This is a genomic window from Ensifer sp. ZNC0028 (assembly GCF_000799055.1).
Classification (GTDB): Bacteria; Pseudomonadota; Alphaproteobacteria; order Rhizobiales; family Rhizobiaceae; genus Ensifer.
The window spans coordinates 1-23,911 of record NZ_JTLA01000090.1 but is presented as its reverse complement, the minus strand read 5'-3'; the positions used below and the strand labels follow the sequence as shown (position 1 = coordinate 23,911).

The 23,911-nt window shown below is 60.1% G+C and carries 24 protein-coding genes, 1 tRNA gene and 1 pseudogene; 14 read left to right on the top strand and 12 right to left on the bottom strand.

The window, feature by feature from the left end; translation table 11 throughout:
* Nucleotides 1-13: 13 nt before the first annotated feature.
* From trpD to glp, 4 genes are read left to right on the top strand one after another with little or no spacing between them, the layout of a single operon-like run.
* Nucleotides 14-1,027 carry an anthranilate phosphoribosyltransferase gene (gene trpD / locus L981_RS20590; RefSeq protein ID WP_043620318.1) on the top strand — a complete coding sequence of 338 codons (1,014 nt, stop codon included), beginning with the start codon at nucleotides 14-16 and terminating at the stop codon, nucleotides 1,025-1,027.
* A 14-nt stretch (nucleotides 1,028-1,041) separates the two neighbouring features.
* Complete coding sequence (gene trpC / locus L981_RS20585) at nucleotides 1,042-1,857, top strand: indole-3-glycerol phosphate synthase TrpC (RefSeq protein ID WP_043620315.1); 816 nt, start codon at nucleotides 1,042-1,044, stop codon at nucleotides 1,855-1,857.
* On the top strand, nucleotides 1,857-2,345 hold the full coding sequence (gene moaC / locus L981_RS20580; protein WP_043620313.1) for a cyclic pyranopterin monophosphate synthase MoaC: 489 nt from the start codon (nucleotides 1,857-1,859) through the stop codon (nucleotides 2,343-2,345). The genes trpC and moaC overlap by 1 nt, the downstream gene beginning before the upstream one ends.
* 4 nt (nucleotides 2,346-2,349) lie before the next feature.
* Entirely contained in the window at nucleotides 2,350-3,561 is a 1,212-nt protein-coding gene (glp, locus tag L981_RS20575; RefSeq protein ID WP_043620312.1) for a gephyrin-like molybdotransferase Glp, read from the top strand.
* 164 nt (nucleotides 3,562-3,725) lie between these two features.
* On the opposite strand, the gene L981_RS20570 is transcribed toward glp, so the two are convergent.
* The 8 genes from L981_RS20570 to pcsA all read right to left on the bottom strand — a co-directional run bounded on the left by L981_RS20570 (nucleotide 3,726) and on the right by pcsA (nucleotide 12,637).
* Nucleotides 3,726-5,018: a hemolysin family protein gene (locus L981_RS20570; protein WP_043620310.1), complete on the bottom strand. Its 1,293-nt coding sequence runs from the start codon at nucleotides 5,016-5,018 to the stop codon at nucleotides 3,726-3,728.
* 166 nt (nucleotides 5,019-5,184) lie between these two features.
* Complete coding sequence (locus tag L981_RS20565; RefSeq protein WP_052201907.1) at nucleotides 5,185-5,964, bottom strand: FadR/GntR family transcriptional regulator; 780 nt, start codon at nucleotides 5,962-5,964, stop codon at nucleotides 5,185-5,187.
* Nucleotides 5,965-6,183: 219 nt separating this feature from the next.
* Nucleotides 6,184-7,254 (bottom strand): BMP family ABC transporter substrate-binding protein, encoded by a 1,071-nt coding sequence (locus L981_RS20560; protein ID WP_043620503.1) that lies wholly within the window; start codon nucleotides 7,252-7,254, stop codon nucleotides 6,184-6,186.
* Nucleotides 7,255-7,303: 49 nt separating this feature from the next.
* A complete protein-coding gene (locus tag L981_RS20555; RefSeq protein ID WP_043620304.1) occupies nucleotides 7,304-8,224 on the bottom strand; it encodes an ABC transporter permease in 921 nt (306 codons plus the stop codon).
* Nucleotides 8,224-9,318: an ABC transporter permease gene (locus tag L981_RS20550; RefSeq protein WP_043620301.1), complete on the bottom strand. Its 1,095-nt coding sequence runs from the start codon at nucleotides 9,316-9,318 to the stop codon at nucleotides 8,224-8,226. The genes L981_RS20555 and L981_RS20550 overlap by 1 nt, the downstream gene beginning before the upstream one ends.
* Nucleotides 9,308-10,882, bottom strand: coding sequence for an ABC transporter ATP-binding protein (locus L981_RS20545; protein ID WP_043620298.1), 1,575 nt, complete (start codon nucleotides 10,880-10,882; stop codon nucleotides 9,308-9,310). Before L981_RS20545 ends, L981_RS20550 begins: the two co-directional genes overlap by 11 nt.
* Before the next feature lie 48 nt (nucleotides 10,883-10,930).
* Entirely contained in the window at nucleotides 10,931-11,902 is a 972-nt protein-coding gene (locus L981_RS20540; protein ID WP_043620295.1) for a quinone oxidoreductase, read from the bottom strand.
* 9 nt (nucleotides 11,903-11,911) lie between these two features.
* Nucleotides 11,912-12,637, bottom strand: coding sequence for a phosphatidylcholine synthase (gene pcsA / locus L981_RS20535; protein ID WP_034790952.1), 726 nt, complete (start codon nucleotides 12,635-12,637; stop codon nucleotides 11,912-11,914).
* Between the two features lie 273 nt (nucleotides 12,638-12,910).
* Here pcsA and L981_RS20530 point away from each other — a divergent pair, with 273 nt between their 5' ends.
* Nucleotides 12,911-14,122, top strand: coding sequence for a UbiH/UbiF family hydroxylase (locus tag L981_RS20530; protein WP_043620292.1), 1,212 nt, complete (start codon nucleotides 12,911-12,913; stop codon nucleotides 14,120-14,122).
* Here L981_RS20530 and L981_RS20525 read toward each other — a convergent pair.
* Nucleotides 14,090-15,052 (bottom strand): AEC family transporter, encoded by a 963-nt coding sequence (locus L981_RS20525; RefSeq protein WP_043620290.1) that lies wholly within the window; start codon nucleotides 15,050-15,052, stop codon nucleotides 14,090-14,092. The genes L981_RS20530 and L981_RS20525 overlap by 33 nt on opposite strands.
* Nucleotides 15,053-15,168: 116 nt before the next feature.
* On the bottom strand, nucleotides 15,169-15,915 hold the full coding sequence (locus tag L981_RS20520; RefSeq protein ID WP_043620288.1) for a cytochrome c biogenesis CcdA family protein: 747 nt from the start codon (nucleotides 15,913-15,915) through the stop codon (nucleotides 15,169-15,171).
* 191 nt (nucleotides 15,916-16,106) lie between these two features.
* Between L981_RS20520 and L981_RS20515 the strand changes: the two genes are divergently transcribed.
* From L981_RS20515 to L981_RS20505, 3 genes are all read left to right on the top strand, one after another.
* Nucleotides 16,107-16,182: transfer RNA gene (locus L981_RS20515), tRNA-Lys, on the top strand.
* Between the two features lie 472 nt (nucleotides 16,183-16,654).
* Entirely contained in the window at nucleotides 16,655-17,167 is a 513-nt protein-coding gene (locus L981_RS20510) for a hypothetical protein (RefSeq protein ID WP_043620285.1), read from the top strand.
* Nucleotides 17,168-17,390: 223 nt separating this feature from the next.
* Complete coding sequence (locus tag L981_RS20505; RefSeq protein ID WP_043620282.1) at nucleotides 17,391-18,095, top strand: Abi-alpha family protein; 705 nt, start codon at nucleotides 17,391-17,393, stop codon at nucleotides 18,093-18,095.
* Between the two features lie 55 nt (nucleotides 18,096-18,150).
* Here the strand turns inward: L981_RS20505 and L981_RS20500 are convergent, their stop codons facing one another.
* Complete coding sequence (locus L981_RS20500) at nucleotides 18,151-18,825, bottom strand: serine protease (protein WP_043620279.1); 675 nt, start codon at nucleotides 18,823-18,825, stop codon at nucleotides 18,151-18,153.
* A 431-nt stretch (nucleotides 18,826-19,256) separates the two neighbouring features.
* Between L981_RS20500 and L981_RS33370 the strand changes: the two genes are divergently transcribed.
* The 4 genes and pseudogenes from L981_RS33370 (at nucleotide 19,257) to L981_RS34625 (ending at nucleotide 21,642) form a co-directional block, all read left to right on the top strand.
* A complete protein-coding gene (locus L981_RS33370) occupies nucleotides 19,257-20,117 on the top strand; it encodes a hypothetical protein (protein WP_052201906.1) in 861 nt (286 codons plus the stop codon).
* A complete protein-coding gene (locus L981_RS20485) occupies nucleotides 20,114-20,707 on the top strand; it encodes a hypothetical protein (protein ID WP_043620276.1) in 594 nt (197 codons plus the stop codon). Before L981_RS33370 ends, L981_RS20485 begins: the two co-directional genes overlap by 4 nt.
* A gap of 123 nt (nucleotides 20,708-20,830) precedes the next feature.
* A pseudogene (locus tag L981_RS35635) lies at nucleotides 20,831-21,022 on the top strand (thermonuclease family protein); the annotation flags it as partial.
* 68 nt (nucleotides 21,023-21,090) lie between these two features.
* Nucleotides 21,091-21,642: a hypothetical protein gene (locus L981_RS34625; RefSeq protein WP_156134173.1), complete on the top strand. Its 552-nt coding sequence runs from the start codon at nucleotides 21,091-21,093 to the stop codon at nucleotides 21,640-21,642.
* Nucleotides 21,643-21,686: 44 nt separating this feature from the next.
* Here L981_RS34625 and L981_RS20470 read toward each other — a convergent pair whose 3' ends face one another.
* Nucleotides 21,687-21,920 (bottom strand): hypothetical protein, encoded by a 234-nt coding sequence (locus tag L981_RS20470; RefSeq protein ID WP_043620270.1) that lies wholly within the window; start codon nucleotides 21,918-21,920, stop codon nucleotides 21,687-21,689.
* Nucleotides 21,921-22,225: 305 nt separating this feature from the next.
* On the opposite strand from L981_RS20470, the gene L981_RS20465 reads away from it, so the two are divergent.
* Both L981_RS20465 and L981_RS20460 read left to right on the top strand, forming a co-directional pair.
* Nucleotides 22,226-23,137 carry a P63C domain-containing protein gene (locus tag L981_RS20465; protein WP_043620267.1) on the top strand — a complete coding sequence of 304 codons (912 nt, stop codon included), beginning with the start codon at nucleotides 22,226-22,228 and terminating at the stop codon, nucleotides 23,135-23,137.
* A gap of 13 nt (nucleotides 23,138-23,150) precedes the next feature.
* Complete coding sequence (locus tag L981_RS20460) at nucleotides 23,151-23,666, top strand: hypothetical protein (RefSeq protein WP_052201905.1); 516 nt, start codon at nucleotides 23,151-23,153, stop codon at nucleotides 23,664-23,666.
* Nucleotides 23,667-23,911 lie beyond the last annotated feature (245 nt).

The following is a 23,911-nucleotide window of genomic DNA, read 5'->3' as shown; positions in this document are numbered from 1 at the left end:
AAGGAAACCATCGATGAGTGATCTGAAGCCATTCGTCGCCAAGGTCGCCGCCCGCGAGGCGTTGAACCGCGAAGACGCACGTGCCGCCTTCGAAATCATCATGTCGGGTGCCGCAACGCCGTCGCAGATCGGCGGTTTCCTGATGGCATTGCGGGTGCGCGGCGAAACCGTCGATGAAATCGTCGGCGCGGTGGGCGCGATGCGTGCCCGCATGCTGCCGGTCGATGCCCCGGCGGACGCAGTCGATATCGTTGGCACCGGCGGCGACGGCGCCGGCACCTACAACATCTCGACGCTTGCCTCGCTGATCGTCGCCGGCGCGGGCGTACCGGTCGCCAAGCACGGCAACCGCGCGCTGAGCTCGAAGTCGGGCACGGCCGACGCGCTCTCCTGCCTCGGCGTCAAGCTCGACATCGGCCCGGAAGCGATCTCGAAATGCATCCGAGAGGCCGGTGTCGGCTTCATGTTCGCCCAGCAGCACCATTCCGCCATGCGCCATGTCGGCCCGACGCGGGTGGAGCTTGGAACGCGCACGATCTTCAACCTGCTCGGTCCGCTCTCCAACCCCGCAGGCGTCAAGCGCCAGCTCGTCGGCGTCTACGCGCCGCAGTGGGTGCAGCCGCTCGCCGAAGTGCTGCGCGATCTCGGCTCGGACAATGTCTGGGTCGTTCACGGCGACGGCCTCGACGAGATCACCACGACAGGCACGACCGAGGTCGCCGAACTCAAGGACGGCAAGATTTCGACCTTCACGCTGACGCCGGCGGATTTTGGGCTTCAGACGGTGACGATCGATGCGCTCAAGGGCGGCGACGGTGCGCACAATGCAGTCGCGCTCCAGGCGGTGCTCGACGGTGCCGAGAACCCCTATCGGGACATTTCCCTTGCCAATGCGGCCGCATCGCTGATGATAGCCGGACGGGCAAAGGACCTCACCGAAGGCATGGCGCTCGCGCGCCAGTCGCTTTCAAGCGGCGGCGCGAAGACCGCGCTGCAGCGCCTGATCAGCGTTTCGAACGCGGCCTGAGGAAGGATCGGCACATGACGGATATCCTGCGCAAGATCGAAGCCTATAAGCGCGACGAGATCGCGGCCGCCAAGTCGCATGTCGCGCTCGGCGAGCTCAAGGCGCGCATCGCTGACCAGTCCGCCCCGCGCGGCTTCCATGCGGCGCTCGCCGCGCGCAAAGCCGCCGGCACGTTTGGGCTGATCGCCGAAATCAAGAAGGCAAGCCCGTCGAAGGGGTTGATCCGCCCGGATTTCGATCCGCCTGCGCTCGCCAAGGCCTATGAGGCCGGTGGCGCGGCCTGCCTGTCGGTGCTGACGGACGCCCCGAGTTTTCAGGGCGCGCCTGCCTTTCTCGAAGCGGCGCGCACGGCCTGCGCCCTGCCGGCGCTGCGCAAGGACTTCATGTTCGACACCTACCAGGTGTTCGAGGCGCGCGCCTGGGGCGCCGACTGCATCCTTCTGATCATGGCTTCGCTCAGCGACGACGACGCCCGCCGCCTTGAAGAAGCTTCCTTCGAACTCGGCATGGACGTGCTGATCGAAGTGCATGATGCCGAGGAGATGGAACGGGCGCTGAAGCTCGCCTCGCCGCTCGTTGGCATCAACAACCGCAACCTCAGGACCTTCGAGGTCGATCTCGCTGTTTCCGAGCAGCTTGCGGGCATGGTGCCAGCCGACCGTCTGCTCGTCGGCGAAAGCGGCATCTTTACGCATGCGGATTGCCAGCGGCTGGAAAAGAGCGGCATCACGACATTCCTCGTCGGCGAGAGCCTGATGCGCAAGAGTGACGTCGAATCAGCAACACGCGCACTTCTGACGGGCGCTGCGACCACGCTGGCGGCCGAGTGATGAGCAAGCCGACGCTCACGCATATCGGTGGCAGCGGCGAAGCGAACATGGTGGATGTCGGCGACAAGACCGAGACGGTGCGCATCGCCGTCGCCGAGGGCCATGTGCGGATGAAGGCGGAAACGCTGACGCTCATTCTCGAAGGCGACGCCAAGAAGGGCGACGTCATCGGCACGGCGCGGCTGGCGGGCATCATGGCCGCCAAGCAGACCGCCAACCTCATTCCGCTCTGCCATCCGCTGATGCTGACCAAGGTCACCGTCGACGTCACACCGGATCCGACTCTTCCTGGCCTTCGGGTCGAGGCGCTTGCCAAGCTGACGGGACGCACCGGCGTCGAAATGGAAGCGCTGACGGCTGTCAGCGTCGCCTGCCTCACCATCTACGACATGGCGAAAGCCGCGGATCGCGAGATGGAAATCGGCGGCATTCAGCTGGTCAGCAAGTCCGGCGGACGATCCGGCGACTACCGACGCGAAGGAAACTGAGGCCATGGCGTTGCTGTCCGTCGAAGACGCGCTCGAGCGAATCCTCCACGGCGCCACGCCACCGCAATTGACAGAACTCGTCAGCCTTCATGACGGGCTTGCCCGCGTGCTGTCTCAAGATATTCCGGCGCGCGTCACCCACCCGGCCTTCGACAATTCGGCGATGGACGGCTACGCCGTGCGCCACCGGGACATCGAGACCATCGGCTCCGAACTGACCGTTATCGGCCAATCGGCGGCAGGCCACGGCTTCAAGGGCGAGATGAAAGCGGGCGAAGCCGTGCGCATCTTCACCGGAGCGCCAGTGCCATCGGGCGCCGATACGGTGATCATCCAGGAAGATACCGAGCGGTTGCCGGGCAACCGAATCCGCACCACATTCGTGCCCGGCAAGGGGCGACACATCCGAACCGCAGGCCAGGACTTTATCGCCGGCGAAGCGGGACTTTCGGCGGGCGACGTGCTCGATGCCGGGCGCTTGACGCTCGCTGCCGGGATGAACCATGCGAGCCTGCCGGTCTTCAAACGCCCACGGATCGCGATCCTCGCCACGGGCGACGAGCTGGTGGCTCCGGGCAGCAAGCCGGGCGACGATCAGATCATCGCCTCCAACAGCTTCGGAGTCGCGGCGATTGCCCGCGATAACGGCGCTGAGGTCATCGATCTCGGCATCGTCCGCGACGATCGGGACGCGATCAGTGCGGAGATCGGCCGCGCGCAGGACGCCGATGTCGACGTGATCGTCACGCTCGGCGGCGCTTCGGTCGGCGACCATGACCTGGTGCAGTCGACGCTGATTGCCTGCGGCATGACACTCGACTTCTGGCGCATCGCCATGCGGCCGGGAAAGCCGCTCATGGTGGGACAGCTCGGAAAGGCCACGGTGCTCGGCCTGCCGGGCAATCCTGTCTCCAGCCTCGTCTGTGCCCTGCTCTTTCTAGAGCCGCTGACCCGTAAGCTCGCCCGCTTGCCATTGCGCGACCGCATAACGACCGCGCGGCTTGCAGGCCCGCTTCCGGGCAACGACGTCAGGCAGGACTATGTGCGCGCGCGCCTTACAAGGGACAGCGACGGCACGTTGGTCGCCCATCCCTTCTCGCGGCAGGATTCGTCGATGATGAAGGTTTTCGCGCAGTCGGATTGCCTGATCGTGCGGCCGCCGCACGCGGCCGAGGCGCCCGCGGGCACGCCCTGCGACATCCTCAAGCTTCGCTGAACAAACCAGGCGCGAGCCACCTGGGCGCGCAAAAGCAAAAGGCCGGGCAGAACCCGACCTTTGTTTCCGTTCGATCTCGGCGATGATCACATGGCTTCGTCATAGAGCGCCATGTCAGCGCGTGGCGCTGTCACTGCTTTTACATCATCAGGCCGGGGTGCGAATCAATTGACCGTCTCATCCGAGCGGCTGACCAGGATCTTGTCGATTCGGCGTGCGTCCATGTCGACCACTTCAAAGCGGTAGCCATGGGCAATCGCGACGTCGCCCTCCTCCGGCGTCTTGCGCAGTTGCTGGACGAGGAAGCCGGCAATGGTCTCGAAATTACCGTCGGCGTCAATGCCTTCGATGCCGATCGTCAGGTGGATTTCGTCGATCGGCGTGCGGCCGTCGACAAGGTAGCTTCCGTCTTCGCGCTGGCGGATCAGAGCATGCTCGATGTCGTCGTAGTTCGACGGCAAGACGCCAACGATCGCTTCGAGAATATCGGCGATGGTGATGATGCCCTCGGTGCTTCCGTACTCGTCGACGATCATTGCCATGTTGATGCTCGACGACTTAAAGGCTTCCAGTGCCTTCAGGCACGACGCCGTCTCCGGCAATGTGTGGATTTCCTTGATGTACCTGCGGACATCGAACGGCCCGGAGGTGGGAGCGTTTAGAATTTCCTTTGCCAGAACCGCGCCGAGAACGTCGCCGCTTGGACCGTCAACCACCGGGTAGCGGGAATGGCCGAACTGATCGATCTTGCGGCCAACCGTTTCGAGGCTGTCGTTGACGTCGATGAAGCTCACCTCAGTGCGGTGGGTCATGATCGACTTCACGTTGCGGTCGCCGAGGCGGATGATTCGCCGAAGCATCTCATGCTCCGACTTTTCGATGGCGCCGCTTTCGACGCCTTCGGCCATGATCGCGTGCACTTCCTCTTCCGTCACATGATCCGGATCGTCGGGACGGATGCCGAGAAGACGCATGGCGAGCGATGCCGCCGTCTCGAAGAGGTAGACGACCGGCGCTGCGATCCGTGACAACAGGTGCATCGGGCGCGCGACGAACATGGCTAGCGCCTCGGAATTTTTCAGCGCCAGCTGCTTCGGGATAAGTTCGCCGATAACCACCGACAGGAAGGTGATGAGGGTAACGACGAGCACCAGGGCGACCGTGTTGCCGTAAGGATTGATCCAGGCGATCTCATCGAGCAGCGGCGCAAACTTCGCAGCGATGGTCGCGCCGCCGTAGGCGCCGGCCAAGGTGCCGACGAGCGTGATGCCGACCTGAACCGTGGAAAGAAACTTGCCGGGGTCTTCAGCAAGGCGCAGCGCCACCTCGGCGCGGGCATTTCCCTGTTTTGCCATCTGGCGAAGCATGGGCTTGCTTGCCGAGACGATTGCCATTTCCGAGAGAGCAAAAAATGCATTGATCAAAAGCAGGACGAAAATGACAAAAAACTCGGACATGGTCTCCAGGTCACCGTTGACGAAAGTCGCTCCGCAAGGAGCGAGCCCTCACCAAATAAGGCCAGCGCGCGATCCGAGCAAGCACAAGCAATGAAATCGCTGCAATCTTCTGAACATTGGAAGGGTCGAGCGCTGTTTTGTTGAACAATCTCGACCGGTGGCAGCATCAACTGCGGCTGTGCAGGGCGCTGCGAACGCGCTCGCGTCCGATCTTGATCACGTTTTCCATCGCAAGGCGCGCGCCGAGCTCGTCACGCCTGCCGATCTCTTCGACGATCCGGATATGGTTGCGGGCAACTTCGTCTATGCCGCCCTTTTCGGCGACCGGGGAGCTCAGCTTGAAGACGCCGACCAGCGCCGCCTCGATCAGCCCGCCGACCGTGCGCATGAATGGGTTGCCGGATGCCTCGGCGACAGCAAGGTGGAATTTCAGGTCAGCGCCGGCGAGGCTCTCGGCGCTATGGCCCTCCTCGCCCATCGCAACCGCGAGCCGCATCATGCGGCTGATTTCGGCCTCCGACGCGTTTCGCGCCGCGAGCGCGGCGGCATGCGGCTCGAAGGCCAGGCGCACTTCGCTGAGATGATAGAGGAACTCTTCGTCGACACCGCACTCGAAATGCCAAGTCAGGATATCGTTGTCGAACAGGTTCCAGTCGTTGCGCGGCGTCACGCGGGTGCCGATTCGCGCCCGCGGCACGACGAGCCCCTTGGCGGCGAGCGTCTTCATCGCTTCGCGCAGAACGGTTCGCGACACCTTGAAACGGGCCGCGAGTTCCGGGTCACCCGGAAGAATGGAGCCGACAGGAAATTCGCCGGATATGATAGCCTTGCCGAGTTGATCGACAACATGTGCGTGGCTGGTTCGCTTGCGCGAGCCGGACACAACGGTTTCCAGCACACTCCTGTTCAATCCATCTCCTCCAGGCACTCCCCTGCCTGACTTCATACGGCGCGCTGCGCCACAACGCCTTCGTGCGAAGCACGGAGGTCACCCCTAAACCTGTGCAAATGAATGTAGTTTGAACGGTCGATTCCGGAAAGCCCCAGGGCGGGCGCAAAACCGTAAACCGCGCACCGCCGAACGGACAAGCAACCCTTGCGCGATCTCCAAACGACAAACCCCGCCGAAATGGCGGGGTTTGCATTGTGTTTCGTAGGCGCTTGCTTACTTCGGCAGCTGGTCGTCGACACCTTCGACGTAGAAGTTCATGCCGAGCAGCGTGCCGTCGTCCGACGATGCGCCGGCTGCCAGCCACTCGCTACCGTCCTGCTTCTTCAGCGGGCCGGTGAAGGGCTTCAGCTCGCCCGACTCGATCTTGGCTTGGGTGTCCTCGGCGAGCTTCTTCACGTCGTCAGGCATGTTGGTGTAGGGCGCCATCGTCAGAATGCCGTCCTTCAGGCCGTCCCAGCTCGAGGTCGTTTCCCACTTGCCGTCGAGGAAGGCCTGGGTGCGCTTGATGTAGTAGGCGCCCCAGGTATCGACGATCGCCGTCAGCTGCGTTTCCGGGCCGGCCTTGATCATGTCGGACGCCTGACCGAAGGCCTTGATGCCACGCTCGGCGGCAACCTGCATCGGAGCCGTCGTATCAGTGTGCTGCGTCAGGATATCAACGCCCTGGTCGACCAATGCCTTGGCAGCATCGGCTTCCTTGCCTGGATCGAACCAGGTGTTGGCCCATACGACCTTGATCTTGAAGTCCGGGTTGACCGAGCGCGCGCCGATGACGAAGGAGTTGATGCCCATCACCACTTCCGGGATTGGGAAGGAAGCGATGTAGCCGGCGACGCCCTTCTGCGACATCTTGGCAGCGATCACGCCCTGGATGTAGCGGCCTTCATAGAAGCGGCTGTTGTAGGTCGCGACGTTCGGCGCAGTCTTGTAGCCGGTCGCATGCTCGAACTTCACGTCCGGGAACTTCTGGGCGATCTTGATCGTCGCATCCATGAAGCCGAAGGACGTCGTGAAGATCAGGCCGCAGCCCGAGCGTGCGAGACGCTCAATCGCGCGCTCGGCATCCGGACCTTCCGGCACGCTTTCCAGATACTGCGTCTCGATCTTGTCGCCGAGCGCCTTTTCCAGCTCCTGGCGGCCGATGTCGTGCGCCTGGGTCCAGCCGCCGTCGGTCTTTGCACCGACATAGACGAAGCAGACCTTGGCCTTTTCCTGGGCGCTTGCGCCGGTGGCAAAGCCGAGCGCGGCCGCGGAGCTTGCGAGAACGAGCAGTAGTTTTTTCATTTTCTTGACCTCTGTCGGTTTGAGAAACGTCAGTATGAAATGCTTGCGATCACCGGTCCGGCACAAACGGTTTGCCGAGCGATGCCGGCGTATTGATCAGGGTCATGCGCCGGTTATGCGAAATGAGAATGAGGACGACGATCGTTGCGACATAGGGCAGCGACGAAAGGAGCTGCGAGGGAATGCCCAGACCGAAGGCCTGCGCGTGCAACTGGCTGATCGAAACAGCGCCGAAGAGATAGCCTCCCGCCACCAGCCGCCACGGACGCCAGGACGAAAAGACCACCAGCGCCAACGCGATCCAGCCGCGACCGGCCGACATGTTCTCCACCCATTGCGGCGTATAGACGAGCGACAGTTGCGCGCCGGCAAGGCCGGCGCAGGCGCCGCCGAACATCACGGCGAGATAGCGGGTGCGAATGACGTTGACGCCGAGCGCGTGTGCTGAGGCGTGGCTGTCGCCGACCGCACGCAGCTTGAGGCCAGCGCGGCTCTTGAACAGGAACCAGTGCACGCCTGCGACGATCGCGATCGAAAGATAGAAGATGATGTCCTGCCGGAAAAGCAGCGGCCCGATGTAAGGGATATCGGCGAGAAGCGGGATCGCGATCGGCTGAAGCTTGACGCCCTGCATGCCGAGGAAACTCTCGCCCATCATGCCGGAGACGCCGATGCCGAGCAGGGTCAAGGCCAGGCCCGTCGCCACCTGGTTTGCCACCAGGCTCAGCGTGAGGAAGGCAAAGAGCTGCGAGAACAGCGCGCCGCAGGCGATGCCTGCAAGCATGCCCAGATAGGGCGAACCGGTGATCTGGGTGATTGCGAAGGCGGAGACCGCCCCCATGATCATCATGCCCTCGACGCCGAGGTTCAGCACGCCGGACCGTTCGGTCACCAGTTCGCCGATTGCGGCCAACACCAGGGGCGTTGCGGCCGTGATGACGCTCAAAAGGATCGCTTCGACGATACCCATCAGCGGCTCCCCTCGCTGTTAGTCGCGGTCAGCCGGTCGAAGACCAGCTTGATGCGATAGTGGATGAGCGTGTCGCAGGAGAGCACGAAGAAGAGCAGGAGACCCTGGAAGACGCGCGTGACTTTTTCGGAAACGCCGATCGACAGCTGCGCCGCCTCACCGCCGAGATAGGTGAGCGCCAGCACCAGGCCGGCGGCGACGATGCCGAGCGGATTAAGGCGGCCGAGAAACGCAACGATGATGGCGGTGAAGCCGTAGCCGGGCGAGATGACCGGGCGCAACTGCTGGATCGCGCCGCTGACCTCGGAAATGCCGGCCAGGCCGGCAAAGGCGCCGGAAAGCAGCATCGAGAACCAGATCATCTTGCGCGAGGAGAAACCGGCAAAGCGCCCTGCCCGCTCCGATTGGCCAAGCACGGAAATCTCGAAGCCCTTCAGCGTGTAACGCATCATGAACCAGACGAGGATCGCGGCTATGATGGCGAAGGCGAAGCCCCAGTGGGTACGGCCGGAGGCAAGCATTTCCGGCAGGATCGCATCGACGGCAAAGGTGCGCGTCTCCGGAAAGTTCATGCCGCCCGGATTGCGCCAGGGTCCTCGCACCAGCCAGTCGAGAAAGAGCTGGGCGACATAGACCAGCATCAGGCTCGTCAGGATCTCGTTGGTGTTCATATGCGCCTTGAGGAAGGCGGGGATGGCGGCAAACAGCGCGCCGCCGAGCATGCCCATCAGCATCATCAGCGGCAGCACCAGCGGCGACTGCCAGTCGTAGAAGACCACCGGCAGGATCGAGCCGGCAATCGCGCCCATGATGAACTGGCCCTCGGCGCCGATGTTCCAGTTGTTGGAGCGGAAGCAGACCGATAGCCCGACGGCAATCAGGATCAGCGGGGCGGCCTTGATCGCCAGTTCGTGCAGCGACCAAACCTCGCTCAGCGGCTCGATGAAGAAGCTGTAGAGCGCCATCACAGGATTCTTGCCGAGCAGCGCAAACATGATGCCGCCGAAGATGATCGTCAGCAGGAAGGCGATGAACGGCGACAGGATCGAAAACAGCGTCGAGACCTTGGCGCGCTTTTCCAGTTCAATGCGCATGTGCGGCCTCCGTGCCTTCCGTCTTGCCGTACATGCCGCCCATCAGCAGGCCGATCTTTTCACGCGAAAGCTCCTTGGCCGGATAGGGATCGGAGAGCTTTCCGTCGCTGATGACGGCGATCTCCGTCGCCACTTCGAAGATCTCATCGAGATCCTGGCTGATGACGAGCACGGCAGATCCGGACTTGGCGAGATCGACGAGCGCCTGGCGGATGCGGCTGGCAGCACCCGCATCGACGCCCCAGGTGGGCTGGTTGACGACGAGCACGCTCGGCTGGCGGTCGAGTTCACGCCCGACGATGAACTTCTGCAGGTTGCCGCCGGAAAGCGAGCCGGCCGGCGGGTCCTCGCCACTCTTGCGCACGTCCATCGCCTCGGAGATGCGCTTCGTGGCGCTCGTCACCGCATCGCGCCGGATGATCTTGAGGAAGCCGCCGCCGAGGAACGCCTTGGCGTCCGAGCGACTGCGGGCAAGCACGAGATTGTCGGAAAGCGGCAGCGCCGATACCGCCGCGTGACCATGGCGTTCCTCGGGAACGAAGCCCGCGCCCATCAGCCGGCGGGCGTTGATGTTACGGTTGCCGACCGGCTTCTGGCGGATCTGCACCGCATTGTCGTCGGCAACCGGATATTCGCCCGAGAGCGCGTCGAAGAGTTCACCCTGGCCGTTGCCGGCAACACCGGCGATCGCCAGCACCTCGCCGGCATGCACCTTGAGACAGATGTTCTTCAGCGAAACGGCGAAAGGCGTGCGCGCCGGCACGCTCAAGTGCCGCGCTTCCAGCTGCACCTGGCCCTTGGCGCTGGTGCCTTCGGCCGTCACGGCCGCGACGTCGCCGCCCACCATCATGCGCGCCAGCGACGAGGGGGTCTCCGTCTTCGGATCGCAGGCGCCGGTCACCTTGCCGTGGCGCAGCACCGTTGCGCGGTCGCAGATGCGCTGCACCTCTTCCAGCCGGTGGCTGATATAGAGAACAGAACGGCCTTCGGCCTTCAGCTTGTAGAGTGTTTCGAACAGGCGATCGGCTTCCTGCGGCGTCAGCACCGAGGTCGGCTCGTCGAGGATGATGAGGCGCGGGTTCTGCAGGAGCGCGCGCACGATCTCGATGCGCTGGCGCTCGCCGACCGAGAGATCCGCCACATGCGCCTTGGGGTCGAGCGGCAGGCCATAGGCATGCGACAGGCGCGACGCCTCTTCCGCCACCCTCGCCAGCGAGATGTTCGCATCCATGGAAAGCGCGATATTCTCTGCGACCGTCAGCGCCTCGAACAGCGAAAAGTGCTGGAAAACCATGCCGATGCCGAGCTTGCGCGCTGCCGCGGGATTGGCAATGCGCACGCTCTGGCCCTGCCAGAGGATCTCGCCGGCCGTCGGCGCCAATACGCCGAACAGCATCTTGACCAGGGTCGATTTTCCGGCGCCGTTTTCGCCGAGAAGGGCGTGGATTTCGCCCGGTTCAATCTGCAGATTGATCCCATTGCAGGCCGCGAAGCTGCCAAACAATTTCGTCAGGTTGCTCACAGCCAATAGATGACCGTTCGCCGCTACTCCCTCAACAGGCACGCTGCCCTCTTTCCCCTCTGTTGATCCGCGTCCGCCTTAAGGCTTCGATCACGGAATCAGCAGTGTTGTTCCACTTGTTTTTCTTGTCTCGAGATCCGTATGCGCTCGCCCCGCATCGGCGAGCGGATAAGTCTGATTTATATTGATACGCACTTTGTTGCTTCGCACAATATCAAACAGGGAATTTGCACACGCTTCCAGCGCAGGCCGCGTGGCAACATAACCAAAGAGTGTCGGACGCGTCGCAAAAAGCGAGCCCTTTTGAGCCAGGATGCCGATGCTGAAGGCATCCACCGGACCGGACGAATTGCCGAAGCTGACCCAGAGGCCGCGCGGCTTGATGCAATCCAGCGACGCCGGATAGGTGTCGCGCCCGACGGAATCGTAGACGACATCGACGCCGCGGCCGTCGGTCAATTCCTTGACCCGAGCGACGAAATTGTCGGTGCGGTAGTTGATCACGTGGTCGTAGCCATGCGCCAGCGCCAGATCAATCTTGTCCTGCGAGCCCGCGGTACCGATGACCGTCGCGCCAAGCGCCTTCGCCCACTGGCCGGCGATGAGCCCGACGCCACCGGCTGCGGCATGAAAGAGGATCGTCGTGCCCGGCCCGACCTGATAGGTCTGATTGAGCAGATATTGCGCCGTCATGCCTTTCAGCATCATCGCAGCCGCGGTCTCGAGGCTGATGCCTTCAGGCACCTTCACCAATTGCGCGGCATCGACATTGCGTTCGCTCGCATAGGCGCCATCGGCCGAGGCATAGGCGACGCGATCGCCGACGGAGAACAGGCTGACGCCGTCGCCAACCGCAGTGACGATGCCGGCACCTTCCTTGCCCGGCACGAACGGCAAGGCCGACTTGTAGAGGCCGGTGCGGAAGTAGACGTCGATGAAATTGAGTCCGACCGCCACTTGGCGGATCTGCACCTCACCCGGCCCCGGCGGCGAGAGTGTCACGCCTTCGAGCTTCAGGACCTCCGGTCCTCCGAGTTCGCGTACCACAATCGCCTGTGCCATTGCCTGCTCCTATTTCCGGCCGAGACTTGGGAAAATCTGCAGCACGAAGCCAATCACGTAGAGATAGATGCCTGTGACGACGAAACCGGTGACGACCCATGCCGGTGTCGCAAAATGCAGGAGCAGCGCATAGATGCCGAGCGCCGACCACAGAAGGAAGATGCCGAGGTTCAGCGGTCGCAGGCGCTGGACGCGGACCGGATGAAGGAAGTTGATCGGCAGGAAGGTCAGGACCACCGACACGAAGACGACGATCGACGCCGTCAACTCGCTCGCCTGGATGACGAACAGCGTGAAGACGACCATGTTCCAGACGACGGGGAAGCCGGAGAAGAAGTATTCGTCCGTCTTCATGCCCATGTCGGCATAGTAGATCGCACTCGAAACCACGATCGCGCCTGCCGCGACGAACGACCAGGGCTCGCCGATCATGCCGCTCTGGTAGAGTGCAAAGGCCGGCAACAGCACATAGGTCACGTAGTCGATGACATTGTCGAGCGTGTCGCCCGACCAGTTGGGCAGCACTTCCTTGACGCGCACCTTGCGGGCGATCGGCCCGTCGATGCCATCGACGAGCAGCGCCAGCCCCAGCCACCAGAACATGTCGACGAAACGGTGCTCGGCCGCAGCCACGACACCCAGGAAGGCGAGAAACGATCCCGATGCGGTCAAGATATGCACGGAGAAGGCGCGAATCTCGGCGTAGGGAACTCGTCTGTAGTTAAAGAACTTCATCTGCGGACGCCGCCCACCCCTGCTGTTTTCCCCGTGCGGGCCTTGACCCGCCTCGACCGCTGTGCGGCGCGTTGCCCGTAATATGCACCCTTTGCAACGCATCGCCACTAAAATTCAAGTATTACGGCCTCCCCTCGCCCCATTGTCCTGTGGACACCTGCAAATTGCTTCTGCGCTGATTCTACCCATTTATTTCGCATGCGCCGACGACTAGAGGTATGATCGAGGCTGGGCCAAGACGCCTCACAGCTTGCGCGAAAGGGCTTTTGCATCATGGACCACTTCGACATCGCCATTATCGGTGCGGGCCTTGCCGGATCGCTCGCGGCCATCGCGCTTGCGGATGCTGGCTACCGCGTGGCCTTGATCGGACCGGAGCCGGCGGTTGCCGACGGACGCACGACGGCGCTGATGGACCAATCGATCGAATATCTGAAGAAACTCAATCTTTGGGAAAAGGTCGAGCCGCTGACCGCGCCGCTTTCGACCATGCGCATCCTCGACGGCACCAACCGGTTGCTGCGCGCCCCGCCAGTCAATTTCCGCGCTTCCGAAGTCGGGCTCAACGCCTTCGGCTACAATATTCCGAATGCCCCTTTCATTGATATTCTCCGCCACCGCGCCGAAGAGAGCCCGACGCTGACGCGCATCACCACGTCGGCGATCGGCTTTGAACTTTCGGACACGGTCGCAACGATCGAGCTTGCAAACGGCAGCCAATGCAGCGCGCATCTGCTCGTCGGCGCCGATGGTCGCCGCTCGCCGGTGCGCGAAGCGGCGAAGATCTCCGTCAGCACCTGGTCCTATCCGCAGACGGCGGTCGTGTTGAACTTCGCACACGAGCTGCCGCACCAGAACATCTCGACCGAATTCCACACCGAAAGTGGTCCCTTCACGCAAGTGCCCCTGCCCGGCAACCGCTCCAGCCTTGTCTGGGTGCGCAAGCCCGAAGATGCCGCGCAAACGCTGACGCTCGATCTTGCGGCGCTCTCCCGCGCCGTCGAAGACCGGATGCAATCGATCCTCGGCAAGGCAACGGTCGAAGGCGCGCCGCAATCCTTCCCGCTTTCGGGCATGACCGCCCAGCGCTTCGGCAAGGGCCGCGTCGTGCTTCTTGGCGAAGCAGCGCACGCCTTCCCGCCGATCGGCGCGCAAGGGCTCAATCTCAGCCTTCGCGATGTAATGACGCTCGTCGATATCATCGGTGCATCCGGCGGCGAGCCGCTTGCCGGCGATATCGGTGACCGCTTCGACAGCCGCCGCCGGCCGGATATCATCAGCCGTACGGCGAGCGTGGATCTCCTCAACCGCTCGCTACTTTCCGGATTCCTGCCGGTGCAGGCGCTGCGCGCGCTGGGGCTGCATGTGCTTTCCGCCGTCGGGCCCCTGCGCAGCCTGCTGATGCGCGAAGGCGTCCACCCCGGCAGCGCGCTCAATGCCTTCAAGGAAGGCTTAAGGGAAAAGATCGGGCGGAAGAGCGCCTGAACGGATCAGGTAAAGCAGGCCAGTCACCGTTGCGACCGACAGCGTCGTGGTGATGAGGATGGTGGCCGAGGCTCGCTCCTGCCACACACCATACTGATGGCCGATAACGAAGACGTTCGTCGCCGTCGGAAGGGCCGCGAGCAGTACCGCCGTCTGCACCCAGACCGGATCATAATTCCCCGTCAGGCTCATCGCCGTGAACATGACGAGCGGATGCAAGAGCAGCTTCGCCGGGACGATGTAGCCGATCTCGACGGGAATGCGCTTGATTGGGCGCAGCGCCAGCGTCACGCCCATGGCAAAGAGCGCGCAGGGCGCCGCACACTGAGCGAGATAGTCGATCAATCTTTGCACTGGCACCGGCGGCTGTACCGCGAAGAAGGCGGCGACCACGCCCGCAAGTGTGGCGAGAATAAATGGGTGCAGGATGATCTTGCGTGCAACACTGGCTGCAAGCACCAGCGGCTTTTCCTGCCGGCCGCCTGATATCGCCATCATCGCCGGTGCGACCGCGAAATGCGCGGCATTCTCGAAGCTGAAGATCAGCGCAACCGGCACGGCAGCGGCATCGCCCAAGGCGAGAAGCGCAAGGCCGGGCCCCATATAGCCGATATTGCCGTAAGCTGCGCCAAAACCCTGGATCGTCGCTTCGGCAATGGAGTTGCGCCTTACATAGACGCCGATGAGAAAAATCAGCGAGAAGACGATGTAGGTCGCGCCGACCGTGGTCAGGATGAAGTCGGCGCGCGCCAGCTGTTCGATCGGCGTGCGCGAGACGAGCTTGAAGAACAGCGCCGGCAGAGCGAGGTAGATGATGAAGGTGTTCAGCCAACCCATCGCCTCGCCCGGATGGTGGACGAAGCGCGCCGTCAGATAACCGAGGAAGATCAGGCCGAAGAACGGCAGCACCAGGCCCGCGATTTCCGTCATCTTGTCCCCCGCATTCTTCACCTTCCCGCGCCGACGCCCGCACGCCTAGCGCATCAACCGCCCTGACGATTAGGCCGGTCCGGCCGTAAAGTGATTCTAAAATACGAGGGTATGCCCTAGCCGATTTTCATCAGGATCGGGAAGGTCGTCTGGAACCAGATGGCGACGGAACTGATGAAGCCGAAGAGAAAAGCAAGGCCTGCCAGCACCAGGAGGCCGCCCATGAGTTTCTCGACCAGACCGAGATGGCGGCGGAAGCGGAAGAGGAAGCGCATGAAGGAGCCGGAAAACGCAGCAGCGATCCAGAACGGCACGGCAAGCCCCAGCGAATAGATCGCCAGCAGCATCGCACCGTCGGACACGGTGTCACGTGCGGCAGCGACGCCAAGGATCGTGCCGAGGACCGGGCCGATGCAGGGCGTCCAGCCGAAGGCAAAGGCCAGACCCATGATGTAGGCGCCCGAGAGCGTCGCCGGCTTGCCGCCGCCCTGGAAACGGGCTTCGCGCGCGAGCAGCCCGATCTTGAACACGCCAAGGAAATGCAGGCCCATGATGATGATGATCACGCCGCCGATGCGCGACAGCAGGTCCATATGCTGCCGAAGCACCATGCCGATCGACGAGGCCCCCGCCCCGAGCGCCACGAAGACAGTGGCAAAACCGAGCGTGAACAACAGCGCTGCCGGCAAGACAGCGCGTCTCGTGCTACCGATGGTCGCCGCATCGCCGCTGCGGAACTGATCGACCGAGACGCCGGCCATATAGCAGAGATAGGGCGGTACGAGCGGCAGAACGCAGGGAGAAAGGAACGAAAGGGCGCCGGCAAGTACGGCGGTCCAGATGGAAATATCGGCGATCGACAACGGCAAGAACTCCGGCACGCGGCATTTGGGCCATTCCTTAGCCGCAGGATCATGATGATACCAATCACCTTTTGGCGATCATTGCGCCATGCACCGTTTCTTCACAAAACCCGCAATTTTTCGGTTGACCGGGGGGAAACACGCGTGCATATGTCCGCCCACTTCCGCCGGGCTTCACCGCCGCGGCCAGGGAGCGCGTAGCTCAGCCGGTAGAGCAACTGACTTTTAATCAGTAGGTCCAGGGTTCGAATCCCTGCGCGCTCACCAACGAATTCAAGGGGTTAGGGTCATTCCTAACCCCTTTTCCATGCGCCCAAGCAGTAACACGCTTTCCCTTATTTTCCGGGCTTCTTCAGGAGCTTCCGGGCCTTCCCGGTATCAAAATGGTCTCACGAAAACATAGGGCGGAACGCCTTCAGAGCCGCAGGCTCCAGAGCCCCTTGCATGCGCCCGAAGTTGCCACTTGGACCCGCTGCCGCGTGTCTGTCGCTTCGCTCATTGCGGTCCGATCCTCTCTGAGCCTGAACGAGAAAAGGTGCCGGATGATCAGCCCAGCGCCCTCGTTCGTTATGCCGTGTCGTCTGCTGGCTTAGGCGGCTACCATCGCGCCGCGATTGTGGGGTCAACTAGCCACGGGCCGCTCGTGACCGATCTCAAGACGCTTGGCTTAGAACCAAGTCCGCTCCTGCCCACCAATCAAAGAATCGCGTAAAAAGTCTCTATCGAGAGGTAAAACACGATGGAATACAACGAAGGCGAGTCAGCGAATGTGGTCGGATGGAAACTGAACCACGAGGCCGCGCTAATCCAACACAATCGGCATAGCGCCACTAGTGGCATTTTACTAGAGTCGGTGTTTAGCTTCGGGCTGGAAGCAATTCGAACGACCGCGATACTGAATGGTGGGGCTGTGATAGCAGTGTTCGCGTTCCTCGGCGCACTTTACGGCAAAGACGGTTCAGCCATTGAACTCGCACGCGAACTACTGCCTGCAGCATTTACATTTGCAGTTGGCGCCCTGCTAGCCGGCGTGGCGTCAGGCTTCGCCTACTTCGCGCAGTTTCTGTATAGCGGCGCGCACGACGACGTGAAGTTGACCTGGGAGCATCCATACTGCGATAACCCACCCTCCCAGGACAGAAGGCTTCGTTGGGGCATCTTCTGGCATGTGCTCTGTGTTTGCGCCGTCCTGGCATCCTATGGCTGCATCATTCTTGGCCTCATTGGGGCTTGGGCCGCGCTTAAAGGCTGACTCAGTCGCCGATGCCTTCAGCCCCCAAGTACCTCCATAGTTGAGGTTCAACATTGGTGAAGGCCATGTCCCTCACCCGATTACGCGCGTCTTTTCTTTCTTGTGCTGATCGGGAGCAGGTTTTGACGATCCAAGGTTTCTGCGGGTAAACCTACTGCTGTATAACTCTGGCTAGAACACGCAATATCACCTGTATCGAGCGTTTCAGAACGGAGGCGTGCAAATGGACAATCCCGAGGCTGAGGCGCTTAAGGAAGCCAGCAAGGCGGTGCAGGAAGTTGCCAAGACAGCGTCCGATTATAAGGACCTTGTCGGCGACGCCGGCGGCTTTTTCGGAAAGATTTTCGGACCGGCAGCGACGGAGGCAGGCCTGTGGGTTCGTGACTACCTGCATGGCCGTCGCATCGAACTCGCCATCAGACAACGGGACCGTGTCGAGCAACTTCTAAATGAGCGCGGGATTACATCGATCCGGCCGCTACCCCTCGCAGAGGGGATCCCGTTGATTGATGCGGCTACGTTGGAAGAAGATCCCGTACTGTCCGAAATGTTCGCCAACCTCATAATCAGCTTTGTCGACGCCGATCGCGCTGACTACCTTCCCCGCACCTTCATCGATGTCCTGAAGCGCATGTCCCCATTTGAGGCGATCATACTGAAAAAGATGATCGATGCGCCAGCATCTGCGCTCACCGAATCCGGGATGATGTACGCGACTCGGCTTCCTGACGTTTTTTTGGCGGCGCCCGCCCCGCAGGACACGAATGTTCCGGATCCACCGTCCTCTGTAGTGCTCGCCCTGGCGTCACTTGAGACACTCGGCTGCATTGATGGAGCCGCACTTTGGGATGGCGGAACCACATATAGGCAAGTACGCGTCACCGACTATGGTCGCGCGCTAATGACAGCGTGCTTGCCTGTTATTTGAGCTAAAATAAGCATAACCGATAGTGACTTTTTGAATATCGGCAGGGGGATGCGCTCTACAGGCGAGCGCCGTTTGGATTGCTTTCAATCAGGCGAAGAATAACGACGGAGCTTACTGCGAGGCTTATGCCGGCATTATGCTCAGAATACCCAACTACGTTATCCTCTTTGTCTCGCACTGGAATAAGCTCTCCCTTTATTGCTACGGTCATTCCGCAAATACTCTGCCGGCCGTTGCCCAAATTGAACACTACGGGACCGCCCGAGAATCCGACGTTGTTCGTCGCATCGAGGGCCAGGAATTGAGTGTTCGGATCGGGCATCCTGGCGATAGCGCCCCATTTGACGTAGGGCATAGGCATACGCCCCTCATTCACAACAGGCATGATTGAATAGTCCATGAAGGGGAAGCCTAGGAAGAAGACGAACTGTCCAAAGATTATTCCGGCATCGCCAAGTTCGACTGGTCCCCGCTTGTGGGCGTCTGGAAGAGTGAGAATTGCCGTATCGTGCTTCCGGTCGATGGCAAGCAGCACAGCCGGGTACTTCACCCACTGCTCATCCATCTTGACCTCTATGAGGCCGGAGTAGTCCGCTCCGACCACATGCGCTGCTGTCACAAGGTATTGCCTACGTCCCACGTCAACCAAGAAGGCTGCGCCTACTTGTCCAGATCGGATCATGAGGACTCGCTCGATAATTTCTTTGGTCGGTGGGTAGAATTGCTGCACGAAAGACCTCTCAACTTTACTTCTCGTGCGTTCAGAGCACAAACACCCGTAGAAGTAGTTAAAACTGCGTGCCACCCACCTGAAATAATGGCACGGCGACCTCTTTTCGACCAAAAATAACCGTGGATTGCGTCGCCAAAAAATCAACCCTGCATAGTGCGCCCTTCCCTTCGGTGGCGCCGGCGTGCTTACCTGCACTCGGGCTGATTTAGTTAAGACTGAGGGAAATTATGCAAGTTCGTTTGCTGGCCGTCACGCCTGGCAAGCCTGTCCAAGCAGCAGCTCGACTCAGCGACCGGCGACGCAATGGGCGTGTTCTTGATTGGCGTTCCGATGTCGAGCACATTCGGTGGCGACAAAGAAGGCCAGGTTGCTGTGTCAAAGGGCAAAATCACTGCCATCGAATCTTCGCTGAAGGCGAAGGGGTGTAAATGAGTAGCGACGACCGAGATTCTACATCACTATCACTTCCCACCTCTATAAAGTGCGTGCGCCTGGTTGCCGTTCTAGTTAGCGTAGTATGGGTGGTAGGCACCGCTGTCGTCGCCTACCTCAAACCAGTCACCAGCATCAACGAATGGGGAGACTTCCTGGCGGGAACATCCGCGCCATTGGCTTTTCTTTGGCTTGTTTTGGCGGTGCTGCTGCAATCGGCTGAACTCCGGGCGCAGCGCCAAGAACTTGAGTTGACGCGGGAAGAGATGAAGGAAAGTCGCAATGTAATGTCTGCTCAGGCGGCGGAAGCACGCAAGCATGCTGGCTTCATTGAAAAGCAAACCGGCATGCTCGAACAAGACCGGTCTGACCGGCAGATTGAGGCTGTTTTTGACGCACATGTCGCGCTCTTAGCGACCCGCTTGCGGCAGTACGCGAAGGCATTCACGTTCCTTTCCTCAACTTCCGAGCAGTTTAGACTCATCTCACCACGAGATTTCCCTGATGATCAGCGCTCGATAGCCGACACGGTTTCCGCACTAAGAACGGCACTCAGAAACCGCCGCGGGCAGTCAAACACACCGATGCCCTTAACCGCTGTCTACCCTTACGATCTGGCGCGAGTTGTTGAGGCGGCGGAAGCATGTTGGAGGGCGAGTAAATCACTCCCAACTCCCAGTCGGGTAAAGGCAGAAGCAATGGAGCTTGATGAGCTCAATCGCCAAGTCGTTGAAATAAAGTCTGCGATGGCCAACTACCCGAGTGATCGTACATGGCTCCAGCAGATCAGAGATCAACTCGATCTAATCGGACGTGCGGTTTCTGCGACCGGCATGAATGAGCAGGAGATGAAATGACTCAACGGTTCCAGACAGACCGCGCAAAAGTGCCTTCAGATTTCCCAACCCATCTACATGCCTCCGAATTCTGGGAAGAGCTTGGAAGAACCGTCGCGACGTTTGGCTTTCTGGAAGAAACCTTGGGAAAGGCAATCTTCGCGCTGACCGCCACCAGAGAGTATCCAGAGGACGAGATCCAAAAGGCCTATGAAAAATGGCTAAAGGTACTTGAGCGAGCCATTAGTGACCCATTGGGTGGGCTTATCACTTCCTACGAAGCAGCTCTTCGAGCGCACCAGAACGGCACACCTTCCCGTAGCGAGTCGCTTATCGCAAACCTCAAAGAGGCCGCGCGTCTTAGAAATGTCCTTTGCCATGGATCTTGGGGAGCACCCAACAGCGATGGTGCGTCAAAGCCCAAGTTCGTTTCCAATAAGCTGGAAACATTCGAGGAGTGGGTTGACGTTTCGTTTCTCGCCCAAACTCGCAAAGCCACCGCACATATGATTTGCGACGTAATCGATAGCGTCGCACAGATGGGGTTTCAGTTTCCAGGCTCGAACGGACCTGGCAAGGTCATTTGGGAAACTAGCTCCGCATCACCTTAACACCCCACGAATCTGGAACATAATAAGAACATTCACAGCGTTGCGGCCGACATTCTGATAAAACGCGCATACGCTTCGCGCAAGCGGAGAAGGAAAAGCCATGCCCGCCGCCCAGCCCCTAGTGCCGATGGCATGGAGGTCAATCGCTGGCTGGTTGCGAACGGGTTCGCCGTCGATTGGGCGCGGTACAGCAAGGGCGCCTATGCTGCTGAGCAGGACAGCGCTCGGGCGTTAGGCATCGGCATCTGGCGTGGCAAGTTCCAGCTACCTTGTATGGCGCGTGCTGAGCGTGCGAAAAGCGGAGCGTTATGCTGATGAAAAAGTGTTGTCAAACTGGCGCACAGAAGAGCTCGGCAGAGTCTCTACGACTTACAGGGGGGAGAATGTCTCGATTTGCGCTTGCGTTCGTTCTAACTGTGAGCATGTCGCAACCGGTGGCGGCAAGCACCGATGAATTTGAGAAGGCAGTTTTTGCCGCTCTTCACCTCTCAGAATTTCAGAGAATGCCTGCAGAACAACGCAAGCAACTAGCTCAAGCTTCATTGGCATATTGGAAGAGTTTCGACAGTCGCATTCCCCGCAATTCTCCTGCTGAAACTGAATGGCTACTCCGAGAACTAGATACGACGGACACAACTCGGATCGGCCGGGCCATCAACTCCCCTGCATATGCTCAAAAGCAACTCGCCGAGTTGTCGACAAATTGTATAGGAATCTTTGAAAAATTGCTGATTGCTATAGGTGGCACCAAGGACATCGAGCTATACCTTTGGTTGAAATCAACCCAATGCTACTCAAATACAGGTGTTGCGCACTATCAGCTCCTGGCTGGTCTCTCAAATGGACGGTACGATGGGGCGTTTAAGATGCAATCATTCACGATGGTGCTTTCCACTATAACCGGCAAGCTCGCCAATACCATCGTCCAAGAATGATGCGAAAAACCTGCATGAGGTGGTGACGCACTGAGTAACTGGCATCACTTCTTCAGCGCTATCTCGGCAAGAGTCCCGAGCCCGAGAGCCACCAATAATCCGTAGGTGCCAGCATTGATAGCTTCCCCCGTTGACGCCCTCCCCGGCAAAAACTGAGCTAGGGCGACCTCATATGGTCCGATGACTTCCGTGGCGATCATAAACCCCATCGCAACTTGGAAGAGGCTAAGGATCAGAATAATCACCGAGACGATTCTGGCGAGCTTAGAGATCCACATGATATCGTTCGTTCCTCGTATCGATAACGCACGGGTACCAGAAAGGCTTGACGCCGGGAAGTTGCTGCGAAGCCCCTTCGTTCGCGTCCAAAAAAGTAGAACGAGCAATCGGCACAATCAAAAAAAGCCCTCCCCAATTACGGAGGAGGCCTTGATTAGGTGCGTGTAGTTCCTTTTGGGTGACTGATTCTCGCGCGTTCGCTGATCTCGCTTGCGCCGATCCTCTAGTTAACGGCTAAATAGAGACTTCCGGCGATTCGCAACCTTGAATCGTTCCCAAGTTTCGAAGGGGTCGTAGTTCGAAAATGCTGAAATCCAGTGATGAGGCACCGAAGCTGCCTAAAGCGACACACAAAGGCATTCTGAAGATTGGTGACGCGGAAATCCCTTGCGCGGTCCTTCCGGACGGCAAGCGCGTCATTTCAGAACACGGCATTACCCAGGCCTTAGGTTCGCGAAGCGGCGCGTCCAAGAGATTGAAAAAGGCCGCGGAAGGTCATGGGGCCCCTCTCCCGATATTTATTGCCCCATCCCAGCTAAAACCGTTCATTTCCAATGAGTTGATGAATGGCCCCCTTTTACCAATTCAGTACAAGGATGGCCGCAAGACGGTACAGGCGTACGATGCAACGGTGTTGCCGCTTGTCTGCGACGTTTGGCTCAAGGCCCGAGAGGCCGGCGCTCTGCAAACTCAGCAGCTGATCAGGGCCCAGCAAGCTGAAATCTTGATGCGTGGCTTGGCGCACGTCGGCATCGTGGCTCTCGTCGATGAAGCTACTGGGTTCCAAGCGGAACGCGAACGTGACGCACTTCATCGGTTGTTGGAGGCCTACCTATCCGAAGAGAGGCTTGCTTGGGCGAAGCGGTTCCCAGATGAGTTCTATAAGCAGATTTACCGCCTTAAAGGATGGAAGTGGTCATCTAGCAAGGCCAGGACGCCCTATATCGGCAAGATAACAAACAGCATCGTGTATGAATTGCTTCCGGCAGGGGTGCTTGAGGAACTGAAGACAAGGAACCCGACAAAGCCAGGGGCCGGATATCGACAGTGGAAGCATCACCAGTTTCTATCTGAGGATATCGGGCAACCCGACTTGAGAGATCATTTACTGCAACTCATTGCGATTATGAAGGTATCGCGCACGTGGGACGCTTTCGAGCGAAACTTGAACATGGCTTTCCCGCAACGGGGAACCCAGTTCGACCTCGATCTTTGAGCCGTGCATTCAAATGACCAAAGCTCACCAGGCCCTAACGGACTCTGAAGTCTACGCAGCACTTCTGGGCGATGACGAGCTCCGCGTCGTCATCAACGCGGGCATTGTAATTGAGGCTGCGCTAGACGATCTTTTCCGCCATGCTATGCAGGATTCAGACGCACTTGCCGACATTGGGCTTAGCTATGTGCAGAAGGTTTCCCTTGCGGTGGCCCTGGGTTTTCAACCGCGCATCAAGAAGCCACTACGGACTCTCGCCACGTTACGGAACCGGTTCGCCCACCAACTGGACGCAAAGCTGTCGGATCAGGACGTCAACAACTTCTACGCATCGTTCGATCAGGTCGACAAAGATATAATTCAACGTTCTTGGAAGCGCATGGCATCCGAGGATCGAACACCCAGCGCAAAGCTTCGAGATGCCACTCCGATAGAACAGTTCGTGACCTTGGTAGTAACTTTGAATGCAGCGTTACGGGCCGCCGCCACCCAGGCGGCAGCGGTGAAGTCGTTGCTTTCACAGAAGTAGGGCAAGGCGCCCCTTCTAACCTGCACGCCTAGCGCCAATAGCCGCAGAGCGGTTGTCGTTTCGTATCAGTCTCTTTCCGACCTAATATTTCATTTTGCAGATGCGCGCAGAACGGGACCCCGCCGGTCCCTCGCAACCGCACCTTTTTCAACATTTTGACACCCCCCCCGGTGCTGCCTCGCCCAGCCCACGGCCATGCGTACCCCTCCGGTGACGGCCGCCTTGCTGAGTTAGGCTGAAGGCTG